Source organism: Variovorax sp. dw_954 (assembly GCF_018449755.1).
GTDB lineage: Bacteria > Pseudomonadota > Gammaproteobacteria > Burkholderiales > Burkholderiaceae_C > Variovorax.
In genome coordinates this window covers 40,081-61,720 of record NZ_JAAVVD010000001.1, presented here as the reverse complement: position 1 = coordinate 61,720, position 21,640 = coordinate 40,081, and the positions used below count along the sequence as shown (strand labels likewise).

Genomic DNA, 21,640 nt, shown 5'->3' with positions numbered 1-21,640 from the left:
TCGCGGTATCCGCAGGCACCCGGATGGCCGGCTCGCGTGCTCAGCCGGCGACGCGCGGCTTGACGCAGGCCGCCGCCTCGCGCGCCCGGGCGCGCGCCGTCTCGACGTCGTCCGCATGCACCAGCGCCACACCCATGCGGCGCTTGACGAAGCTTTCCGGCTTGCCGAACAGCCGCACATCGGCGCCCGGCACCCGCATCGCCTCGGCCACGCCGCCGAAAACAATGCCCTTGGCATCGACACCACCGTAGATCACGGCGCTGGCGCCCGCGCTCTTGAGCGTGGTGTCCACAGGCAAGCCAAGGATCGCGCGCGCATGCAATTCGAATTCGTTCTGCCACTGCGTCGCCATCGTCACCATGCCGGTGTCGTGCGGCCGCGGGCTGACCTCGCTGAACCAGACCTCGTTGCCCTTCACGAACAACTCGACGCCGAACAGGCCCTGCCCGCCCAGGTCGGCCGTCACGGCCTGCGCGATCTGCTGCGCCTTCTGCAACGCGGCCGGCGTCATCGGGTGCGGCTGCCAGCTCTCCACGTAGTCGCCGCTCACCTGCAGATGGCCGATCGGCTCGCAGAACGATGTCTGCACCTGGCCGCCAGCGCCGAGGGAGCGCACGGTCAGCAGCGTGATTTCGTAGTCGAAGTCGATGAATCCCTCGACGATCACGCGGCCGTGGCTCACGCGGCCGCCGGCCATGGCGTAGTCCCAGGCCTTCTGCACGTCGGCCGGGCCGTCGATCTTGCTCTGGCCCTTGCCGGAGCTGCTCATCACGGGCTTGACGACGCAGGGGTAGCCGATGCCACCGTCGATGGCGGACTGCAACTCGGCCAGCGAGTCGCAGAACTTGTAGGGGCTGGTCGCCAGGCCCAGCGTTTCGGCGGCGAGCCGGCGGATGCCTTCGCGGTCCATCGTGAGGCGTGCGGCGCGGGCGGTGGGAATCACGCGGACCACGCCGGCGTCTTCGAGCTCCTGCAGCATCGGCGTGGCGATGGCCTCGATCTCGGGCACCACGAGCATCGGTTTTTCCGACTCGATCAGCGCCTTGAGCGCGGCCGGGTCGCTCATCGTGATGGTGCGTGCATGGTGCGCAACCTGCTGGCCGGGCGCGTTCTCGTAGCGGTCGACCGCGATGGTCTCGACGCCGAGGCGCTGCAGGGCAATCAGCACCTCCTTGCCGAGTTCGCCGGAGCCAAGGAGCATCACGCGGGTTGCGGACGGGGAAAGGGGTGTGCCGAGCGTCGTCATGGGGACGGACTTTAATTCACCGCGTGGCACAAAATGGCGGCCATCGCGGGCGCCAGGCCCGCCCCTATTTCTTGCAACACCAGGAGCTTTTCAAATGGCTATTCAAACGGTCGGCATCATCGGCGCCGGCACCATGGGCAACGGCATCGCGCAGGCTTGCGCAGTCGTCGGCGTGAACGTCGTGATGGTCGACGTCGCGCAGGCGGGGGTCGACAAGGGCATCGCCACTGTCTCGGGCAGCCTCGACCGCCTGATCAAGAAGGAGAAACTCACCGAAGCGCAGAAGGCGACGGCCTTGGGCCTGATCAAGGGTTCGACGAACTACGAACACCTGAAGTCCGCGCAGCTCGTGATCGAGGCCGCGACCGAGAACCACGCGCTCAAGCTCAAGATCCTCAAGCAGGTGGACGACATGGTGGCACCCGAGGTGATCATCGCGTCGAACACGTCGTCGATCTCGATCACGCAACTGGCCGCTGCCACTTCTCGCGCCGACCGCTTCATCGGCATGCATTTCTTCAACCCGGTGCCGATGATGGCGCTGGTGGAAATCATCCGCGGCTACCTCACGAGCGATGCCACGCACGACGCGGTGAAGGAGCTGGCCGTGAAGCTCGGCAAGTCGCCGATCACCGTGAAGAACGCGCCGGGTTTCGTGGTCAACCGCATCCTGATCCCGATGATCAACGAGGCTTTCTTCGTGCTGTCGGAAGGCATCGCCACGGCCGAGGACATCGACGACGGCATGAAGCTGGGCTGCAACCAGCCGATCGGCCCGCTGGCACTCGCCGACATGATCGGTCTCGACGTGTGCCTGGCTGTGATGGAGGTCTACCTCGAGCAGTTCGGCGATTCGAAATACCGCCCGTGTCCGCTGCTGAAGGAGATGGTTGCCGCGGGGCAACTGGGCCGCAAGACCAAGCGCGGCGTCTATACCTACTGAAATCGGATTCGGACAGCCGAACGCAGAAGGCGCAAAGGTTTCGCAGAGGACGCAGAAGGAAAACCAAATATTTCCTGGAAGTCCTTTTGCGACTTCTGCGGAACCTCTGCGACTTCTGCGTTCGTATTTTTTCTTCCAAGGAGACAGCAACACAATGACCGCCACCCCCACCAGCCCGCCCGCAGAAGGCTGCATCGACACCCAAGTGCTCGGCCACGTCCTGCTGATCGGCATCAACCGTCCGGCCAAGCGCAACGGCTGGACGCCGCCGATGTTCAAGCAGCTGGCCGAGGCCTACACGCGACTCGATGACGACCCCGAACTGCGCGTCGGCGTGCTGCATGCATTCGGCGACCACTTCACGGCGGGGCTGGACCTGCCGGCCGTGTCCGAGTACATGCGGCGCGGCGAAAAGGCGATCCCGGCCGGGCTGGTGGAGCCGCACGACTTCGGCCTGCCGGACTACCGTCGGCGCGTCAAGCCGATGGTGGTGGCGGTCAAGGGCATCTGCTTCACGGTCGGCATCGAGCTGATGCTGGGCGCCGACATCGTGGTGGCGGCCGACAACTGCCGCTTCTCGCAGCTCGAAGTGCAGCGCGGCATCATGGCCACGGGCGGTGCCACGCTGCGCATGGCCGAGCGCGCGGGCGTGGGCAATGCGATGCTGCACCTGCTGACGGCGGACGAATTCGGAAGCGAGGAAGCCTTCCGCCTCAACTTCGTGCAAAAGGTGGTGGCCGCAGGCCAGGAACTGGACGCGGCGCTGGCCATCGCGCAGCGCATCGCGGCTCAGGCGCCGCTGGCGGTGGTGGCGACCCGGCTCAACGTCATCAAGGCGGTGGAGCACGGGCCGCTTGCTGCCGTCGCGGAATTCATCGAGACGCAGAAGCGGCTGTCGAACAGCGAGGACGCCGCCGAAGGCGTCCGCTCTTTTGTGGAGCGTCGGCCTTCGCGATTTACCGGGCGGTAGGACGCTGTGTCAGAGGGGCGGGCCGTCAGCACCGGCTTTGCCGAACGCGACGACTCGCGCGGCAGGGGTTCGAAGGACGGCGCGCTGCAGGTAAGCCTCATCATGCGCTGGGTGGGCGTGCCTGCTGCGCGTGCCCAGCGGAAGTTCGCCGCAAAGGAATGGTGCGGCGAGGTCGCCAGGACCTGAAAGAGTTCCGTGCCGATGTGGATGTTGCCGGGCAAGGGCTGAGAACGTCAGTCAGCAGACTGTGACGCGTGCCTAGAATGCGCCTCTGTGCCACAGAGGAGTCGCCGTGATCACGTTGTCGTCAGCCTTCCGCGCATTCGCCGTCCTGTGCATCGCCTCCCTCGTGTCCGCCTGCTCGTCCCTGCCGGGAACGGTGGAGCGCACGCCCTCTACGGCCATGACACAGACGGCAGACACGCGACTCGGCCAGGCCCTGCGCCAACGCGTCGCGGCGCATCCGCAGCAATCCGGCATCCATCCCCTGCAGATTGCGCCTGAGGCATTCGCCGCGCGCATCGCACTCGCGCGGTTGGCGCAGCGCACCCTCGACATGCAGTACTACATCTGGCATTCGGACACCACCGGCCAGCTTCTGTGGGAGGCTGCGTGGGAGGCGGCAGAGCGCGGTGTGCGCGTGCGGATGCTCATCGACGACGCCAACACCAAGGGGCTCGACCCGATCCTGGCCGCGCTGGACGCGCACCCCAACATCGAGGTGCGCCTGTACAACCCGTTTGCAAATCGGGGCGCACGCCTCGGCGACTTCGCCTTCGACTTCACGCGCGTCAACCACCGGATGCACAACAAGTCGTTCACGGCGGACAACCAGGCGGCGATCGTGGGCGGCCGCAACATCGGCGACGAGTACTTCGGCGCCAACACGCAGGTCGGCTTCCAGGATCTCGACGTGCTGGCCATCGGCGCGGTGGTGCAGGAGGTGTCGAACGAGTTCGACCTGTTCTGGAACAGCCCCTCCGCCTACCCCGCGGCCAGCGTGATTCCGCCATCGAACGCGGGCGGCCCGGCAATTCTGCGGGAAGGCTGGCAAAAGGTCCACCAGAGCGAAGAGGCGCAGCGCTACGTGGACGTGGTGCAGAAGACGGCGCTGGTGTCGCAACTGTCGCAGGACCGCGTTCCTTTCGAGTGGACGACGGCGCACGTCATCAATGACGACCCGGCCAAGACGCTGTCGACCTCCGACCGGACCGAGTTCCAGCTCCTTCCCCACCTTGAGCAGTCCATGGGCCGGCCCGAGCGGCAGCTCGACCTCGTCTCGCCCTACTTCGTGCCGGGCAAGGAAGGCTCGGAAGGTCTGATGGCGTTGGCGAAGCGTGGCGTCAAGGTGCGCGTGCTGACCAACTCGCTTTCGGCGACGGACGTCTCGCCGGTGCACGCCGGCTACACCCGGTACCGCAAGGACCTGCTCAAGGCCGGCGTCGTCCTCTACGAGCTCAAGCCCGGTGCGGCGCTGCCATCGGTCAAGGACAACGATGATGTGCCTCGCGGGCTTCCCGGCAGCGGCAGCGGCACCACGAAGGCCGCCGCGCTGCATGCCAAAACCTTCTCGAAGGATCGCAACCGCGTCTTCGTCGGCTCCTTCAATCTCGACCCGCGCTCGGCGCGCCTCAACACCGAGATGGGGATGGTGATCGACAGCCCGGTGCTCGCCAATGGACTGTCCACCAAGCTGGACGGCCTGCTGCCGAGCGAAGCCTATGAAGTGCGCCTTCTGCCCGACGGCGACAGCCTGGAATGGATCGAGCGCGGCCCCCAGGGCGAGACGCGCTACACGACCGAGCCGGGCTCCACCGCGATGCGTCGCGGCTGGGTCGACTTCCTGCGAATCCTGCCGATCGAGTGGATGCTGTAGGGGCCGCTGGTCTCCGTGCATTCCGCGCCCAGGCACGGACCGCGCCGCCGAGGTCGACGTGGCAGAGGCTTCCTGGCAGAGCAGGGACCCCGACGTCCTCGCGGCCTGGCCTACCCCTTCGCAGCGCATGGCCAATCCAATTAGATTGCGCACAATTTAATTGGACCCTACAATCCAGCCCATGCGCAACGCCCCCACCACCGACGAGATGCTCAAGCTGGACAACCAGTTCTGCTTCGCGGTGTATTCCGCGTCGCTGGCCATGACGCGGCTGTACAAGCCACTGCTCGACAAGCTCCACCTCACCTACCCGCAATACCTCGTCATGCTGGCGCTCTGGGAGCGCGACGGGTTGATGGTGTCGGAACTCGGCGCGCAGCTCTCGCTCGACTCAGGCACGCTCACGCCGCTGCTCAAGCGGCTCGAAGCCAACGGGCTCGTCACGCGGCTGCGCGACGTCGCGGACGAACGGCGCGTGCACGTCACGCTGAGCGCCGCCGGGCGCAAGCTCAAGGCCAGGGCCGCGAGCGTGCCCGCCTGCCTGCTGGCCGCGAGCGAGTGCTCCATCGACGAACTGGTCGGGCTCACGCGGCAGCTCCAGTCATTGCGCGACCGCATCAGGGCGGCCGCCGCCTAGGTTTTCTCCCAGCGCTTCGCCAATGAAGCATTTTTCTTTCACCCACCCCAAGGAACGACACGACATGACCACCGCACTCGACAAGGTTCTCTACACCGCTGAAGCCCACACTACCGGCGGCCGCGACGGCGCCGGCAAATCCAGCGACGGCGCCATCGACGTCAAGCTGAGTTCGCCCGGTTCGGGCAAGCCGGGCACGAACCCAGAGCAGCTCTTCGCAGTCGGCTATGCCGCCTGCTTCATCGGCGCCATGAAGGCGGTCGGCCCGAAGATCAGCGTCAAGGTGCCGGACGACGTCGCGATCGACTCCAAGGTCTCGCTCGGCCCGATCAACGGCGGCGCCGCCTACGGCATCGCGGTCACGCTGGGCATCACGCTGCCGGGCCTGGACGACGCGCAGAAGAAGCTGCTGGTCGAAACCGCGCACAAGGTCTGCCCCTATTCCAACGCCACCCGTGGCAACATCGACGTGAACCTCGAAATCGTCTGATCTTCAACTGATTTCGGCGCCCCGGCCGTCGCCCTCGAGGCGGCCGGGGCTTTTTTTCGCGCGCTTGCCCTGAGGGTGCGCGGGTACGACTTCGCAATCAAGCGCAGGACAAGGCGGAGCGCCGCAGACAGTGCTTCAGCACGGCAAGGCGATCCACGCCGTCATGCGTTTGATTGCGAAGTCGTATAAGGTTCGCACCTTCGCGGAGACCACCCCATGACCACCACCCTGCTCGCCCGCAAGGACACCCTGCCCACCGCACGCCTGCGCACCAGCGCGGACGCACCGCTGGCGACGGGCCAGGTCCGGATCCGCATCGACACCTTCGCCCTCACGTCCAACAACATCACCTACGCCGCCTTCGGCGCGGCGATGAGCTACTGGAACTTCTTCCCGAGCGGCGAAGAAGGCTGGGGCGTGATCCCGGTGTGGGGCTTCGGCACCGTGGTGCAGTCGCTGAACCCGGGCGTGGCCGTGGGCGAGCGCCTCTACGGCTACTTCCCGATGGCCGACCAGGTGGTGCTGCAGGCCGACCGGCTCAAGCCCGAGAGCTTGGTCGACGCCGCGCCGCACCGGGCCGAACTGCACGGCGTCTACAACCGCTACATGCGGTGCAGCGCCGACCCGGTCTACACCGCCGGCAGCGAGGACGTGCAGGCGCTGCTGAGACCGCTGTTCACCACCTCATGGCTGATCGACGACTTCCTCGCGGAGAACGACTTCTTCGGCGCGGATACGGTGCTGCTGTCCAGCGCATCGAGCAAGACGGCCTACGGCACCGCCTTCATGCTGGCGCAGCGCGAGGGCATCGAGGTGATCGGGTTGACCTCGCCCGGCAACAAGCTGTTCTGCGAAAGCCTGGGCTGCTACAGCCGCGTGGTCGGCTACGACGAACTGGACCAGATTCCGACAGACGCGGCCTGCGTGTACGTCGACTTCGCCGGCAACGCGGCTTTCCGGCTGGAGGTCCATACGCGCTTCGTCAACCTGAAGTTCAGCAGTTCGATCGGCGGCACGCACGTGGAGCAACTGGGCGGGGCGAAGAACCTGCCCGGGCCCAAGGCGACGCTCTTCTTTGCACCAGCGCAGATCAAGAAGCGCAGCGAGGACTGGGGCGCCGCGGAACTCAACCGCAAGCTGCTGGAAGCCTGGCACGAGTTCACCGCGCAGGTCACCGATCCGGCGGGTCCCTGGCTGGTGGTCGACCATCATCGCGGCCCCGACGCCGTGCATGCGGCCTACCTGGAGGTGCTCGGCGGCAAGAGCCATCCACGGGTAGGGCACATGCTGTCGTTGATCAAACCGGCGGCGACCTGAAGTCGAACACCTTCTTCAGCTCGATCCACTTGCTGCCGGCCGGCGTCCATGGCGTGGGCGCCTGGAACTTCCACATGAGCGCCTCCCAGTCGACTAGCACCGGATCGGACTCGCTCGCCGCCTGCATGCGCGCCGCGTCGTAGACCGCATCGTCGGTGTGCATCACCATGACCATGCGCGTGCCGAGCCGGTAGATCTTCATCTCCGTCACGCCGTGGCGCCGCAGGTGCGCCTGCACCTCGGGCCACACGGCGCGGTGGTGCGCCTCGTACTCGGCAATGAGCGCCGGGTCGTCCTTCAGGTCGAGTGCGAGGACGTGCTGCATGGCCTGGTCGCGGTTCAGTCGTACAGGACCGCGGCGATCTTCGGATCCGCGATGTTGCTCTTGTCGTACCAGTAGAAGCCGGTGTCGATCACCTTGGGCAAGGTCTCGCCCTTCAGCGCCTTCACCGCCGCCTCGACCGTCTTGTAGCCGATGCCCACCGGGTTCTGCGTGATCGCGCCGGCCATCGTGCCGTCCTTGATCGCGTCCTTCTGCTGCTTGCCCGAGTCGTAGCCGACGATGACGATCTTGCGCTTGGTCTCCTTGGCTGCATTGACGACGCCGATCGCGGAGCCCTCGTTCGCGCCGAACATGCCCTTGAGATTGGGCGAGGCCTGCAGGATCGACTTGGCGATCTCTGTGGACTTGAGCTGGTCACCGCCGCCGTATTGCACGCTGACGATCTTGATGTTCGGGTAGGTCGACTTCATGCGGTCGAGGAAGCCGTCGCGGCGGTCGATGCCGGTGCGGCTGGTCTGGTCATGCACCACCAGCGCGACCTCGCCGGACTTGCCGATCAGCTCGGCCATCTTGTCGGCGGCCAGCGCTGCGGCGGCCTTGTTGTCGGTGGTGGCGGTGGTCACGGGGATGTCGCTGTCCACGCCCGAGTCGAAGGCCACCACCGGGATCTTCGCCGCCTGCGCCTTCTTGAGCAGCGGGATCGCGGCCTTGCTGTCGAGCGCCGCAAAGCCCAGCGCCTGGGGCTTCTTGGCGAGCGCGGCGGACAGCATGTCGATCTGCTTGTCGACCATCGCCTCGGTCTCGGGGCCTTCGAACGTGACCTTGACCTTGTAGTCCTTCGCAGCCTGGTCGGCGCCCTGCTTCACCGCCTGCCAGAACTGGTGCTGGAAGCCCTTGGACACCAGCGGGATGTAAGTCTCTTGCGCCATCGCGACGCCGCTCAGGCCGAGCGATGCGGCCAGCACCGCGGCAAAGTTCACTGCTCTTCTCTTCATGCTTCGTGTCTCCGTTGGGTTAAGGATTCGATATGCACAGGCCCCGAAGACGTGAAGAAATCGTAGCGAGCGCCCTGAGGTCGCGCCGAGGACCGGAACCGTATATCAATACGGTGAGGACCGGAGGTGCGAGATCGGGACGCGCAGTAGATTTATTCACGTCTTCGGCGCAGGATGTCCATGTAGACGGCCAGGATGATGATGACGCCGGTCACCACCGTCTGCCACTCCTGCGCCACCGACATGATGCGCAGTCCGTTGGTCAGCACGCTCATGATGAACGCGCCGATGATGGTGCCGATGATGGTGCCCGTGCCCCCGCTGAGCGAGGTGCCGCCAATGACCACGGCCGCAATTGCGTCCAGTTCGTAGCCTTGCCCCAGCGCCGGCTGCGCCGAGTTGAGGCGCGAGGCGATCAGCAGGCCGGCGATCCCGCAGATGGCGCCGCTCACCGAATACACCACGATCTTCCAGAAGTCGACGTTCACGCCCGACAGGCGCACCGCCTCCTCGTTGCTGCCCAGCGCAAAGGTGTAGCGGCCCAGCACGGACTTGTTGAGCACGATGCTCGCGACCACCGCCACGATGAACAGGATCAGCACCGCGTTCGGAATGGGCAGCGCCGGGATCAGGTCGCCGATCAGTGACTCCTGAGAGATGTAGGTGAAGCCGGGCGTGTCGTTGAAGTAGATCGGCTTGGTGCCCGAGATGACCAGCGACAGGCCCTTGAGCAGCATCATCATCCCGAGCGTCGCGATGAAGGGCGGCACCTTGAGCTTGGCGATCAGCACGCCCGACGTGAAGCCGCACAGCGCGCCGAAGAGGATCGCGGCGGCAACACCCAACGCGAGCGGCAAGCCCCAGTAGGTGAGCACCACGCCCGCCATCACCGCGCAGAAGGTCATCATCGTGCCCACCGACAGGTCGATGCCGCCGGTGACGATCACGAAGGTGCAGGCGATCGCCAGCACGCCGTTCACGGCAGTGGCCTGCAGGATCGCGACCATGTTGTCGGTCTGCATGAAGTTCGACGAGGCGAAGCTGAAGAAGATCATCAGCACCAGCAGGCTCGCGAATGCCAGCAGCTTCTGCCGCGTGGCCGGTCGAAACAGGCGGGCCGCGATGCCCGATGAAGGTGTGGCGGGGGGCGAGGAAGCAGTGGTGGTGGGGTTGTTGGCCATGGAAACGCTTCAGGCGGCGGTGGTCGTGCTTTCGCGCAGGGTGGCCAGGTGCATGATCTTTTCCTGCGTGGCCTCGTGGGCCTTCAGTTCGCCGGTGATGCGGCCCTCGCACATCACCAGGATGCGGTGGCTCATCCGCAGCACCTCGGGCAGTTCCGAGGAAATCATCACGATCGCCTTGCCCTGCGCGGCGAGCGCGTTGAGCAGCTTGTAGATCTCGCTCTTGGCGCCGACGTCGATGCCGCGCGTGGGCTCGTCGAAGAACAGGATGTCGCAGTCGCGCAGCAGCCACTTGGCAATCACGATCTTCTGCTGGTTGCCGCCCGACAGCAGGCGCACCAACTGCTGCACCGATGGGGTCTTGATGCTGAGCTGCCGGACGTAGTCCTTCGCGGTCTTCCCGATCGCGCCTTGGTCGATGAACATGCCGGCGCGGGTGAAGCGCCTGAGGCTGGCCAGCGCCACGTTGGTCTCGACATCGAGTCCCGTGGCCAGGCCGAAATGCTTGCGGTCTTCCGACAGGTAGCCGATGCCGTGGCCCACTGCGTCCTGCGGCGAGTGGATGGTCACGCGCTTGCCGTGCACCTCGATTTCGCCGGCATCGATGGGGTCGGCGCCGAACACGGCGCGCGCCACCTCCGTACGGCCTGCGCCCATGAGGCCGGCAAAGCCGAGGATCTCGCCCTTGCGCAGCGTGAAGCCCACGTCCTTGATGGCGGCGCCGCGCCGCAGGCCCCTGACCGCCAGCACGACCGGGTTGGCCGAGGTGTCCGGGATGTCCGGCACTTCCTGGCTCAGCTCGCGGCCGACCATCATGCTGATGATCGACTGCATCGGCGTGGTGGCCATCGGCACGGTGGCGATGTACTGGCCGTCGCGCATGATCGTCACGCGGTCGGCGATCTGGCGCAGCTCGTCCATCTTGTGCGAGATGTAAACGATGCCCACGCCCTCGGCCTGCAACTGGCGCACGACGCGAAACAGCTCCTCGATCTCGGCGTTGTTCAACGCGGCGGTCGGCTCATCCATGATCAGCACGCGCGAGTCGAAGGAGAGCGCCTTGGCAATCTCGACCATCTGCTGCTTCGCCACCGTGAGGTCGCCGACCTGCGTGCGCGGGTTGAGCTTCAGGTGCAGGCGCTGGAAGATCGTGTCGGCCTTCGCGTTGAGCGCGTCTTCGTCGAGGAACACGCCGAAGCGTCCGCGCGGCTCGCGGCCGATGAAGATGTTCTGAGCGGCGCTCAGGTGGTTCATCAGGTTGAGTTCCTGATGCACGATGCCGATGCCCAGCGCCTGTGCGGCACGTGGACTCTCGACGTCGACGGGCTTGCCGTCGACGAGGATTTCGCCTTCGTCCTTGCGGTAGACGCCGGCCAGCACCTTCATCAGCGTCGACTTGCCCGCGCCGTTCTCGCCCATGAGCGCATGCACTTCGCCGGGCAGCAACTCGAACTGCGCGCGGTCAAGGGCGCGCACGCCGGGGAAGGACTTGCTGAGGTTGCGGATGACGACGATGGGGGTCATTCGGGAATCTGCTCGCTGCGCACCGATGTGCGAGCAGCACCTTGGGGCGACCGGGCCGCCGGTCGGGGCTCTGCGCTCATCTCCATGCCGTAGAAACAAGCAGCCGTGCCGTGCCAGACCCGCGCTTGCTCGTCGGGCGACAGTTCGTCGATCAGGCTGTCGGCCACGTTGATCCAGTTCGCATAGTCGCTTGCAAGGTTGAGCACGGGCCAGTCGCTGCCCCACATGAGGCGCTCGGGGCCGAAGCAATGGATCAGGTGATCCCACACAGGCCGCAATTCCGTAGTGCCGGCACCTTCGGGTGCCTCGGTGAGCAGGCCGGAGAACTTGCAACTCACAAGAGGGTACGCGGCCAGTTCAGTCATCCGACGGCGCCACTGGCCGACCCAATCGGCATCCCAGCCTTCCACCAACGGCGGCTTGGCGGCATGGTCGATCACCACCGGCAGCTCGGGCCAGGATTCGACGAAACGCAGCAGCGCGCCCAGGTGTTGCGGCTTGACCAGTGCATCGAAGCGCAGGCCCAGGCGCTGCATCGTGCGGACCGTGTCGGCATGCGGCGCATGGGCGATCCAGTCGGGGTCGGCAAGGTCCTGCAGCATCGGCCGCACGCCTTTCAGGTGCGGATGCCACTCGGCCCAGCGCGCCAGCGTGGAGGCCGATTCGGCACGGCCCAGGTCGACCCAACCCACCACGCCGCCGATGAAGCCGGTGGACTCGGCGAGGGCCAGCATGAAGTCGGTCTCTGCTTCGCTCGGCGCGGCCTGCACCAGCACGGTCTGCGTGACGTGATGGACCTGCAAGGTGGCTTGCAGGTCCGCGGGCAGGAAGTCCCGGTACAGCGGCGCGAGCTTCGCATCGTCCGCACGCAGCCACCCGTAGTCGCCCCTCGCGGGTCGCCAGAAATGTTGATGCGCGTCAATCCGCCGGATCGTCATGGCCGGCAAATTATTGAGGAACGCACCTCGGCGCGGGCGCTCGTTGCGCTAGGACTTACCCGCGCCGGTACGTCGGTATCGGTCAGTTCGAGGCCCACGGCGACAATCGGGCCCATGTCTGCATCCAACGCGCTCGCGCACCCCTACGAGTCACTCACGCCGGACGTGGTGCTCGACGCACTCGCGACGCTCGACCTGCACGGCGACGGCCGCCTGCAGGCGCTCAGCTCGTACGAGAACCGTGTCTATCAAATCCACCTGGAGGACCGCAGCGTGGTGGTCGCCAAGTTCTACCGGCCGGGCCGCTGGAGCGAGGCGCAGATCATGGAGGAGCATGGCTTCTCGGCCGAGCTCACCGTCGCCGAGGTGCCCGCGGTCGCCCCGCTTGAACTCAAGGGCGCAACGCTGCACCAGCATGCCGGCTTCGCGTTCAGCGTCAGCCCCTATCGCGGCGGCAGGCCACCCGAGCTGGACGACTTCGAAGTGCTCGAATGGGTCGGCCGCTTTCTCGCCCGCATCCACACGGTGGGTGCCAAGAAGCCTTTCAAGACACGGCCCGCGCTGGACTTGCAAAGCTTCGGCATCGCCTCGCGCGACTGGCTGTTGAAGCACGACAAGATCCCGCTCGATGTGCAGAGCCTGTGGGAGAAGCACTGCAACGAAGCGCTGGAGATGATCGCGTCGACGGCGCTCTCGACGGACGCCAAAGGCGCCTTTGGCAACGAGTTCAGGAGCCTGCGCCTGCACGGCGACTGCCATCCCGGCAACATCCTCTGGACCCCGACAGACCGCCCCGGCGGCGGCCCGCATTTCGTCGACCTGGACGATGCGCGCACCGGCTTCGCGGTGCAGGACCTGTGGATGCTGCTCTCGGGTGATCGGGGCCAGCGCACCGGCCAGCTCAGCGGCCTGCTGGAAGGCTACGAGCAGTTCCGCGAGTTCGACCGGCGCGAGCTGGCGCTGATCGAACCGCTGCGCACGCTGCGCCTCATCCACTACAGCGCATGGCTGGCACGCCGCTGGGAAGACCCGATCTTCCCGATCAACTTCCCATGGTTCGGCTCCAGCGACTACTGGATGGGCCAGGTGCAGATGCTGCAGGACCAGTGCGAAGCCATGGCGGAGGAGCCGCTCTACGCCTGATGTGGTCTTGCCGCATGGGCTCGCGGGCGAGCCAGCTACTGCCCCGAGGCCAGCCCCTTGATCAGCCGATACATGAACTCGCGCCCGTCCTTCAACTGCTGGACGCCAATGTTCTCGTTGAGCCCGTGCACGCCCGTCTTCTCCGGGTCGACGAACAGGCCCGACACGCCGTACATCGGAATCCCCGCCGCGCGGAATCGATAGCTGTCCGTGGTGCTGACGCCCATCGTGGGGATCACCGGCACGCCCGGCCACATGGCCTCGCTGATGCGCTCGACGACACCCATGAAGGCCGGGTTCATCGGGGAAGCCGGGGCCGAGTCACTGAGCTCGATCGGCGTCACCTTGACCTTCGGCCCGGCGATCTCGTCGAGCTTTGCCTTGATGGCTGCGATGTCATCGCCCGGCAGCGCCCGGCAGTTGACGGTGGCCTTCGCACGCTGCGCCAATGCGTTGGGCGCATGCCCCGCCTCGACTTGCGTGGCCACGCAGGTCGAGCGCAGCAGCCCGACGATGGCCGAGCGATTCGAGAGCCGGTCGATCGCCTCCGGCGAAGGCTTGCCCGAGGCGACCTGGCGGAAGTCCGCGGCCAACGCAGGTTCCTGGAAGGGCGCGGAGCGTTCGAAGTACACACGCGTCGCCTCGCTCATCTGCACCGGAAAGCGGTACTGCCGCAGGCGCACCAAGGCATCGGCCAAGTCGTAGATCGTGTTGTCGGGCGTGGGCCTGGCGCTGTGCCCGCCGGGACCGGTCGCTTCGAACGCGTAGTCGAGGTAGGTCTTCTCGCCGATCTGCATCACATGCACCGATGGCTTGCCGCCCTTCAATTCACCGCGGCCTCCTTCGTTGATGCCGAGCTCCGCATCGACATCCGTGCGCCGGTTCTTCAGGAGCCATGCCGCGCCGTTGGATGGCACGTCGCGCTCTTCATCCGCGGTCAGGGCGAGCACGATGTCGCGGTTGGGCACGAAGCCCTCACGCCGCAACTGGCCGAGCGCCGACACGTACGCGGACGCCATGGCCTTGTCGTCGATGGCGCCGCGCGCGATGTAGTGGCCGTCCTGCTCCTGGAGCTTGAAGGGGTCGGTCTTCCACTCTTCCTTCTTGGCTTCGACCACGTCGATGTGCGCCAGCAACAGCAAGGGCTTCTTCGCGCCGGTTCCCCGATAGCGCGCCAGCAGGTTGCCGCGCTTGGGGAAGGGCTCGATCACCTCGACGTCCGCGGACGGCAGGCCTGAATCGACGAGACGCTTCTGCATCGCTTTCGCCGCTTCGGTGGTGTTGCCGACCGAATAGGTCGTATTGATTTCAATCAATTCCTTGTAGGTGTCGCGAAACCAGCTGGCTTCGTCGACCGGGGGCGCTGCCTGCGCCAGCCCGGCGCAAGCCCCGAGCACGGTCGGCAACAGCAATGCAAATGACCTGGGTTTCATGGGAACGTCTCCTCCTTGTGACTTGATTCCAGGTGCTTATTTTGATCAACGGCGCGCGGCGCGAGTGCCTCATGCACCACCGACACCCAGAACGCCGCGCCCAGCGGCAGCGCGTCGTCGTTGAAGTCGTAGTGCGGGTTGTGCACGGGCGGGTCGTTCGGCGTGCGTGCAGTGCCCAGCAGCACATAGGCGCCGGGGCAGGCCTGCAGCAGGAAGGCGAAGTCTTCCGAGCCCATGCGCAGGCCGCATTGGGTGTCGACCCGGTCGGCGCCGACCAGCCGCGTGGCCGCGCGCACCAGCACGCCGGTCTGCGCAGGCGCGTTGACCACGGCCGGGTAGTGGCGTCGATAGTTCAGGCTGATCTTGGTCTCGCTCGCCTCGGCCACGCCCGCGCAGACGGAGCGGATGCGCGCCTCGGCACGGTCCTGCACGGCCGGCACGAAGGAGCGGCAGGTTCCGCGCAGCGTGACCGTCTCGGGGATCACGTTCCAGGTGTCGCCGCCGTTGATCTGCGTGATGCTCAGCACCAGCGCGTCGGTGGCGCTCACGTTGCGGCTCACGATGCCCTGCAGTGCTGCGATGACCTGCGAACTCGCGACGACCGCATCGCGGCTTTTCTGCGGATGCGCGGCATGCGCGCCCTGGCCGGAGATCACGATCTCGAACAGGTCGGAGCAGGCCATCATCGGGCCCGGCCGGAGGGCGAAGTGGCCGAACGGCAGGTCGGGCGCGTTGTGCAGGCCGAACACGGCGTCGCACGGGAAGCGCTCGAACAGGCCCGCCTCCACCATCGCGCGACCGCCAGCCTCGTTCTCTTCAGCCGGCTGGAAGATGAAGTGCACCGTGCCCTCGAAGTCGCGCCGTTCGCTCAGGTGGCGCGCCGCGCCCAGCAACATGGCCATGTGGCCGTCGTGCCCGCAGCCGTGCATCTTGCCCGGCGTCGTCGACGCATGCGCGCGCTCGCCCTTCTCGCACATGTCGAGCGCGTCCATGTCGGCGCGCAGGCCGATCGTCGGGCCAGGGCCGTTGCGCAGCGTGGCAACCAACCCCGTGCCGGCGATGCCGCGCTGCACCTCCATGCCCATGCCCTCCAGCAACCCACCGATCACGCGCGCGGTGCGATGCTCCTGGAATGCGGTTTCCGGGTGGGCATGGAAGTCGCGGCGCCAGCCGATCATTGCGTTGAGGGTGGCCTCAGGGATCGTGACGAGGGATGGGGACAGCGAGGTCGAGGTCATGCGGTGGATTCTGAAAGTGCGGCACTTGGTGAACAATGGCAAACGCTGAACGGGAACGTTGACCAAATCAGAACAATCCGCCGCGTGCCCCCGCCACGTCGGTGCACACGCCCACCCTTGACGCCATGCAGGAACTGCTCGATTCGCGCCGCGTGCACTACTTTCTCCAGGTCGTGGCGAGCGGCTCCGTGCGCGCCGCGGCCGACCAGCTCGACGTCGAGGCCTCGGCCGTGAGCCGGGCCGTCTCCCTGCTCGAAAAGGAATGCGGTCTCACCCTGCTGGAGCGGCGCGGCCGCGGTGTCGTGCCCACCGATGCGGGCCGCCTGCTGGCCACCTACGCGCGGCGCCAGCTCGACGTGCAGGCCAGCTTCTATGCCGAGGTCGAGAGCCTGCGCCACGCCAACCGCGGCCATGTCGACCTGGTGCTCGGCGAGGGCATGCTCGACCTGTTCTTCCAGCCACTGATCACGGACTTCATGCGTGCCCACCCGCAGATGACGCTGGACCTCCACGTTCAGAGCACCACCGACAGCATCGACCTGATCCTGGAGGACAAGGCCCACATCGGCCTGGTGTTCCAGCCACCCACCGACGTGCGCCTGCGCTCGCATCACGCCACGCCGTCGGCGCCGATCCAGGCCATCGTGCACCGCACGCACCCGCTGGCGACGATCAAGCGGCCGCTGCTGTTGAGCGAGCTGATCGGGTACCCCGGCGCCGCCATGATGGATTCCTTCGGCGTGCGCCAGCATGTGCGCGCCGCCGAGATCAGCGAGCAGATCACGCTGCGCAACGTGCTGACCGCCTCCTCCTTCAAGGCGCTGTGGCAGTTCGTGGATGCGGGCCTGGGCTACGCGCTGACCACGGCCAGCGCCTCCTTCGCCGCGCGCATCCACATGCCGGACGTTGTCGCGCTGCCGATGGCCAACCCCATCCTCAACCGTGGCGCCACCCACGTCATTACGCGCACCGGGCGCCACCTGCCGCCCGCGGTCATCGCGCTGCTCGACCACTTCATCGCCGGAATTCCTTCACGACCGGAGTCCGTGCCCGCGCCCTGACGTTGCCATTTGCGCAACGATTTGCCGGCGCGTTCGTTATTGTTCGCGCCCGGAGCCGTCCTCAGAATCGGCGACGGCGCCTGGACCGGGCGCCGACCAACATCCAAGCGGGAGACAAATCGCATGAGTTTCGTTCTATCAGCCATCAGGTTCCGGGCCACCGGCACGCTGCTGCGTGCGGTCGCCGCGGGCCTGCTCGCAATCGCGGCCGGCGTCTGCGCGGCACAGCCGGCAGCCTTCCCGACGGTCAAGCCGATCAGCCTGATCGTCCCCTATTCGGCCGGCGGCCCCAGTGATGCGGGCGCGCGCATCTTCGCCACGCCCTTCGCGAAGGCCATCGTCCAAACGGTGCTGGTCGAGAACGTCGCCGGCGCCACCGGCAGCATCGCCGGAAACAAGGTGCTGGCCGCGCCGGCCGACGGCTACAACATCTACTACGGCTCGCCCAACGAAGTGATCCTGTCGCCGCTGGTCAACAGCGCCGTCAAGTTCAAGCCCGAGGACTTCCGGCTGGTGCATCCGCTCTCCACCTCCACGCTGGTGCTGCTCACGCGGCAGGACCTGAAGGTCGGCAGCCTCGATGAATTCATCACGCTGGCGCGCGCCTCCAAGGCCAAGCCGCTGGCCTATGGCTCGGTGGGCATCGGCTCGCTCTACCACCTCATCACCGAGGAACTCGGCCGCCGTATCGGCGCCCCGTTCAACCACGTGCCGTACAAGGGCTCGGCGCAGGTGCTGACCGACCTGGCCGGCGGGCAGATCGATTTCGCGGTGCTGCCCTACCAGGCCTCCATCGACGGCATGGTCAAGGAAAAGCGCATGCAGCTCGTGTCCAGTTTCTCGCGCAGCCTGCCGCCGGCCCTGAAGCATCTCAAGCCGGTGACCGACAGCAAGCTGCTCACCGACTTCGAGTTCACGATCTGGGGCGGCCTGCTGGTCAAGGCCAGCACGCCCGAGCCGATCGTCGACACCCTGCGCAACGCCACGGTCAAGACGCTCGCCAACCCCGATCTGCGCAAGCGCATGGAGGAAGAGGGCCGCATTCCTTTCGACGCCTACAGCAAGGAGCAGGTCGTCGAGATGCAGAAGACGCAGATCGCCGCCTACCGCGCAATGATCAAGGCGCTGGATTTCAAGCAGGTCAACTGATCGTTTTTTGATTTGGCAGGGAGGACCGCTGGCGCGCAACGTTCGCGTCAGCGGGTTTTTTTTGCTCGCGTCGGACACCCCCTTCACATCGGTGCTCCATGACGCCGGGTGGCTTGCGCGACTGACGACACCGAATGGGCGGGGCCGAGGACACCGGGTGGCTCCCTCCGCGAATGTCCCCCGCCTTCGGCTCCTCCTTTATTTCGCTGCGGGAGCCACCCGATGCCCTCGACCCAGGTCACGCTGCGTCGAGCCGGCAGATCGACAACCGCCTTGAAGGATCACGTCGATGGTGTGCTCTGCGCAGCGAAATAAAGGAGGAGGCCGCAGGCCGGGGGACATTCGCGGAGCAGAGTACGCCGTCGGCGTGATCCCGCTCGCAAGTCCCCGTGTGCAGTGCGCCGACAGGCGCCAAGCACCGCATTTCGTTTGGGGCGTTTTCTTGCAGTGTATGCGTGCCCGCAACGCGTGAAACCGGCGACCACAGCGGCCGGCCCGTGGCGCCGCAGGCGCATTCGGGGGTGGGTGCTATTTCTGCTGGACGACCCGCAGGAAGTTCTGCACCACCGCGTTGTCCGGACCACTGCGCCACACGCAGTAGGCATCCGAGCCCGGCACGTCGTCCTCCAGCGGCCGAAACACGGCGCCGCGCAGGGCAGCATGCTGGATTGCGGTCGGCACCAGGGCCACGCCCATGCCCTGCGACACCAGCGACACCACCGACAGCCAATGCCTCACTTCATGGCGCACCTCGGGCCGGAAGCCAGCGCCGGCGCAGATCGAGAGGATGCGCTCGTGGTAGTCCGGCGAGGCCTCGCGCGAAAACAGCACGAAAGGTTCGTTGCGCAGGCTCGCCAGGTCGAGCGTGCGCCTGCGCGCCAGCCGATGCCCTGCCGGCACGCACGCTGCAAAGGGCTCCGACATCAGCAGCACATGCCGCAGTTCCGCAGGAATCCGGCTGGTGTGCACGAAGCCGACATCCATGTGGTCGTGCATCAGTTCGGCGATCTGCTGGCCCGAGTTGAGTTCCGACAGCGAGACGCGCACCGCCGGGTGCGCCGACTGGAAGGCCGCGAGCGCCTGCGGCAGCCCGCGGTACAGCATGGCCCCGACAAAGCCGATACGCAGGCGCCCGGCCGAGCCTTGCGACACGTCGCGAGCCTCCAACGCCGCTTCGTCGGCCTGTCGCAGCAGCGTCTGCGCGGAGGCACGTAGCGCCTCGCCGGCCGGCGTGAGCCGCACTTCCTTGCTGTTGCGCTCGAACAGGCGCGCGCCCACCGAGGACTCGAGCTGGCGGATGGCCACGCTCAATGGCGGCTGCGAGATCGACAGGCGGCGCGCCGCACGGCCGAAGTGCAACTCTTCCGCGAGAACGGTGAAGTAACGCAGGTGCCGCAATTCCATCGATAGGTCAATCAAATCGAACAAGACAAATTTGATATTAGACAGATATCGTCGCAATGCCAACAATCGGCCCGAACCGAAGGAGACAAGACATGGCAGACCTTACCGCCCATCCCGTTCCGGACCGCCACGGCCAGAACCTCTTCACCACCGACACCGAACTGCACAAGCTGCTCGCGCTCTATCTGCCGAGCGACCTGCTGCGCCACATGCAGCCGCACTTCGAGCGCCTCGGTGCGCTGGCCGGCGGCCCGCTCGACGAGCTGGCGCACACCGCTGACGTCAACCCGCCCACGCTCTCGCTGCGCACCCGCACCGGCATCGACGACCAGCGCGTCAACAAGCACCCGGCCTACGTCGAGATGGAACGCCTCGCGCTCAGCGAATTCGGCCTGGCCGCCATGTCGCACCGCGAGGAGACGCTGGGCTGGAAGGGCAAGATGCCGCCGCTCATCAAGTACGTGCTGACCTACCTGTTCGTCCAGGCGGAGTTCGGCCTGTGCTGCCCCGTGTCGATGACCGATTCGCTGGCGCGCACGCTGAAGAAGTTCGGCAGCCCCGAGCTGGTCGAGCGCTTCCTGCCGCGCTTCCAGTCGGTGGATTTCGATGAGCTCGCACAAGGCGCGATGTTCATGACCGAGCAGGCCGCGGGCTCCGACATCGCGGCCACGGTCACGAGCGCTGCGCAGGACGATGCGGGCCAATGGCGCCTGACCGGCGACAAGTGGTTCTGTTCCAACCCCGACGCCGATTTCGCGATGGTGCTAGCCCGCGTCGAAGGCTCCGCCGCCGGCATGAAGGGCGTGTCGCTGTTCCTGCTGCCGCGCCAGCTCGAGGACGGCTCGCACAACCACTACCGCATCATCCGACTCAAGGACAAGCTGGGCACGCGCTCGATGGCCAGCGGCGAGATCCGCCTCGAAGGCGCCGTCGCCTATCTGGTCGGCGAACAGGGCCGCGGCTTCGTGCAGATGGCCGACATGGTCAACAACTCGCGCTTGTCGAACGGCGTGCGCGCGGCCGGCCTGATGCGTCGCGCCTGTGCCGAGGCCGAATACATCGCGAGCCAGCGGCAAGCCTTCGGCAAGCGCCTGGCCGACATGCCGCTGATGCAGAAGCAATTGCAGAAGATGCGCCTGCCGGCAGAGCAGGCGCGCACGATGGTGTTCCAGACCGCGCAGGCGCTGATGCGCTCCGACGGCGGTGAAACCGCTGCCTACCCGCTGCTGCGCATCCTTACGCCGCTCATCAAGTTCCGCGCCTGCCGCGATGCGCGCAAGGTCACGGGCGACGCGATGGAAGTGCGCGGCGGCTGCGGCTACATCGAGGAATGGTCCGACCCGCGCCTCGTGCGCGACGCGCACCTGGGCTCGATCTGGGAAGGCACCAGCAACATCGTCGCGCTCGACGTGATCCGCGCGGTGACGCGCGAGAACTCGCTGCCGGCGCTGCAGGCGCACTTCGGCGCGCTGCTCGACGATGCGCCCATCGCGCCGGCCTTCGCGACCGCACTGCGCGGCGCACTGGACCGCGCCTGCGCCCTTGCTATGCAAGCATCCGAAGCAGCCAAGGACGGCGACGTCATCGCCCGCCAGGCCGCCTCCGCGCTGTACCACACGTGCAGCGCCATCGCGATGGCCTGGGAAGGCGCACGCGGCGGCTCGTCCCAGCGCATCGAATGGTCGCAACTCGTGCTGCTGCACCGCGTGCTGCCGCGCGACCCGCTCGCACCCACAGGCATCCCGGCCGACTGGACGCAAGCTGCGCCAGCCACCGCCGCGATCCCCGCCTGACACAGCCCCAAGAAGATCA

General features: G+C 66.5%; 19 protein-coding genes. 10 read left to right on the top strand and 9 right to left on the bottom strand.

Annotated elements, in window-relative coordinates:
* Positions 1–40 precede the first annotated feature (40 nt).
* Positions 41–1,246 (bottom strand): formate-dependent phosphoribosylglycinamide formyltransferase, encoded by a 1,206-nt coding sequence (purT, locus tag HB681_RS00285; RefSeq protein WP_213952751.1) that lies wholly within the window; start codon positions 1,244–1,246, stop codon positions 41–43.
* 94 nt (positions 1,247–1,340) lie between these two features.
* Between purT and HB681_RS00280 the strand changes: the two genes are divergently transcribed.
* The 6 genes from HB681_RS00280 to HB681_RS00255 all read left to right on the top strand — a co-directional run bounded on the left by HB681_RS00280 (position 1,341) and on the right by HB681_RS00255 (position 7,479).
* Complete coding sequence (locus tag HB681_RS00280) at positions 1,341–2,189, top strand: 3-hydroxybutyryl-CoA dehydrogenase (RefSeq protein ID WP_213952750.1); 849 nt, start codon at positions 1,341–1,343, stop codon at positions 2,187–2,189.
* A gap of 154 nt (positions 2,190–2,343) precedes the next feature.
* A complete protein-coding gene (locus HB681_RS00275) occupies positions 2,344–3,159 on the top strand; it encodes a crotonase/enoyl-CoA hydratase family protein (protein WP_213952749.1) in 816 nt (271 codons plus the stop codon).
* Between the two features lie 292 nt (positions 3,160–3,451).
* Positions 3,452–5,035 carry a phospholipase D family protein gene (locus tag HB681_RS00270; RefSeq protein WP_345944599.1) on the top strand — a complete coding sequence of 528 codons (1,584 nt, stop codon included), beginning with the start codon at positions 3,452–3,454 and terminating at the stop codon, positions 5,033–5,035.
* 181 nt (positions 5,036–5,216) lie between these two features.
* Positions 5,217–5,672, top strand: a complete 456-nt coding sequence (locus tag HB681_RS00265) for a MarR family transcriptional regulator (RefSeq protein WP_213952748.1) — start codon at positions 5,217–5,219, stop codon at positions 5,670–5,672.
* A gap of 64 nt (positions 5,673–5,736) precedes the next feature.
* Positions 5,737–6,162, top strand: coding sequence for an organic hydroperoxide resistance protein (locus tag HB681_RS00260; RefSeq protein WP_213952747.1), 426 nt, complete (start codon positions 5,737–5,739; stop codon positions 6,160–6,162).
* 216 nt (positions 6,163–6,378) lie between these two features.
* Positions 6,379–7,479 carry a DUF2855 family protein gene (locus HB681_RS00255; protein WP_213952746.1) on the top strand — a complete coding sequence of 367 codons (1,101 nt, stop codon included), beginning with the start codon at positions 6,379–6,381 and terminating at the stop codon, positions 7,477–7,479.
* Here the strand turns inward: HB681_RS00255 and HB681_RS00250 are convergent.
* The 5 genes from HB681_RS00250 to HB681_RS00230 form a co-directional block, all read right to left on the bottom strand.
* Positions 7,460–7,804, bottom strand: coding sequence for an L-rhamnose mutarotase (locus tag HB681_RS00250; RefSeq protein WP_213952745.1), 345 nt, complete (start codon positions 7,802–7,804; stop codon positions 7,460–7,462). The genes HB681_RS00255 and HB681_RS00250 overlap by 20 nt on opposite strands.
* Positions 7,805–7,818: 14 nt before the next feature.
* Positions 7,819–8,691 carry an ABC transporter substrate-binding protein gene (locus tag HB681_RS00245; protein WP_256734795.1) on the bottom strand — a complete coding sequence of 291 codons (873 nt, stop codon included), beginning with the start codon at positions 8,689–8,691 and terminating at the stop codon, positions 7,819–7,821.
* A 218-nt stretch (positions 8,692–8,909) separates the two neighbouring features.
* On the bottom strand, positions 8,910–9,938 hold the full coding sequence (locus tag HB681_RS00240; RefSeq protein WP_213952743.1) for an ABC transporter permease: 1,029 nt from the start codon (positions 9,936–9,938) through the stop codon (positions 8,910–8,912).
* A gap of 9 nt (positions 9,939–9,947) precedes the next feature.
* Positions 9,948–11,462, bottom strand: coding sequence for a sugar ABC transporter ATP-binding protein (locus HB681_RS00235; protein WP_213952742.1), 1,515 nt, complete (start codon positions 11,460–11,462; stop codon positions 9,948–9,950).
* The gene (locus HB681_RS00230; protein ID WP_213952741.1) at positions 11,459–12,400 is read right to left on the bottom strand and encodes an amidohydrolase family protein; all 942 of its coding nucleotides are present in this window, start codon (positions 12,398–12,400) and stop codon (positions 11,459–11,461) included. Before HB681_RS00230 ends, HB681_RS00235 begins: the two co-directional genes overlap by 4 nt.
* A 114-nt stretch (positions 12,401–12,514) precedes the next feature.
* Here HB681_RS00230 and HB681_RS00225 point away from each other — a divergent pair, with 114 nt between their 5' ends.
* Positions 12,515–13,543: a serine/threonine protein kinase gene (locus HB681_RS00225; RefSeq protein WP_213952740.1), complete on the top strand. Its 1,029-nt coding sequence runs from the start codon at positions 12,515–12,517 to the stop codon at positions 13,541–13,543.
* A gap of 35 nt (positions 13,544–13,578) precedes the next feature.
* On the opposite strand, the gene HB681_RS00220 is transcribed toward HB681_RS00225, so the two are convergent.
* Positions 13,579–14,976, bottom strand: a complete 1,398-nt coding sequence (locus tag HB681_RS00220) for a M20/M25/M40 family metallo-hydrolase (RefSeq protein ID WP_213952739.1) — start codon at positions 14,974–14,976, stop codon at positions 13,579–13,581.
* Positions 14,973–16,214 carry a M20 aminoacylase family protein gene (locus HB681_RS00215; RefSeq protein WP_213952738.1) on the bottom strand — a complete coding sequence of 414 codons (1,242 nt, stop codon included), beginning with the start codon at positions 16,212–16,214 and terminating at the stop codon, positions 14,973–14,975. The genes HB681_RS00220 and HB681_RS00215 overlap by 4 nt, the downstream gene beginning before the upstream one ends.
* Positions 16,215–16,339: 125 nt before the next feature.
* Between HB681_RS00215 and HB681_RS00210 the strand changes: the two genes are divergently transcribed.
* Positions 16,340–17,275, top strand: coding sequence for a LysR family transcriptional regulator (locus HB681_RS00210; RefSeq protein ID WP_213953278.1), 936 nt, complete (start codon positions 16,340–16,342; stop codon positions 17,273–17,275).
* 123 nt (positions 17,276–17,398) lie between these two features.
* Complete coding sequence (locus tag HB681_RS00205) at positions 17,399–18,424, top strand: tripartite tricarboxylate transporter substrate binding protein (RefSeq protein ID WP_213952737.1); 1,026 nt, start codon at positions 17,399–17,401, stop codon at positions 18,422–18,424.
* A gap of 528 nt (positions 18,425–18,952) precedes the next feature.
* Here HB681_RS00205 and HB681_RS00200 read toward each other — a convergent pair.
* Positions 18,953–19,828 carry a LysR family transcriptional regulator gene (locus HB681_RS00200; protein ID WP_213952736.1) on the bottom strand — a complete coding sequence of 292 codons (876 nt, stop codon included), beginning with the start codon at positions 19,826–19,828 and terminating at the stop codon, positions 18,953–18,955.
* Positions 19,829–19,920: 92 nt separating this feature from the next.
* Here HB681_RS00200 and HB681_RS00195 point away from each other — a divergent pair, with 92 nt between their 5' ends.
* Positions 19,921–21,621 carry an acyl-CoA dehydrogenase family protein gene (locus HB681_RS00195; RefSeq protein WP_213952735.1) on the top strand — a complete coding sequence of 567 codons (1,701 nt, stop codon included), beginning with the start codon at positions 19,921–19,923 and terminating at the stop codon, positions 21,619–21,621.
* Positions 21,622–21,640: the final 19 nt, after the last annotated feature.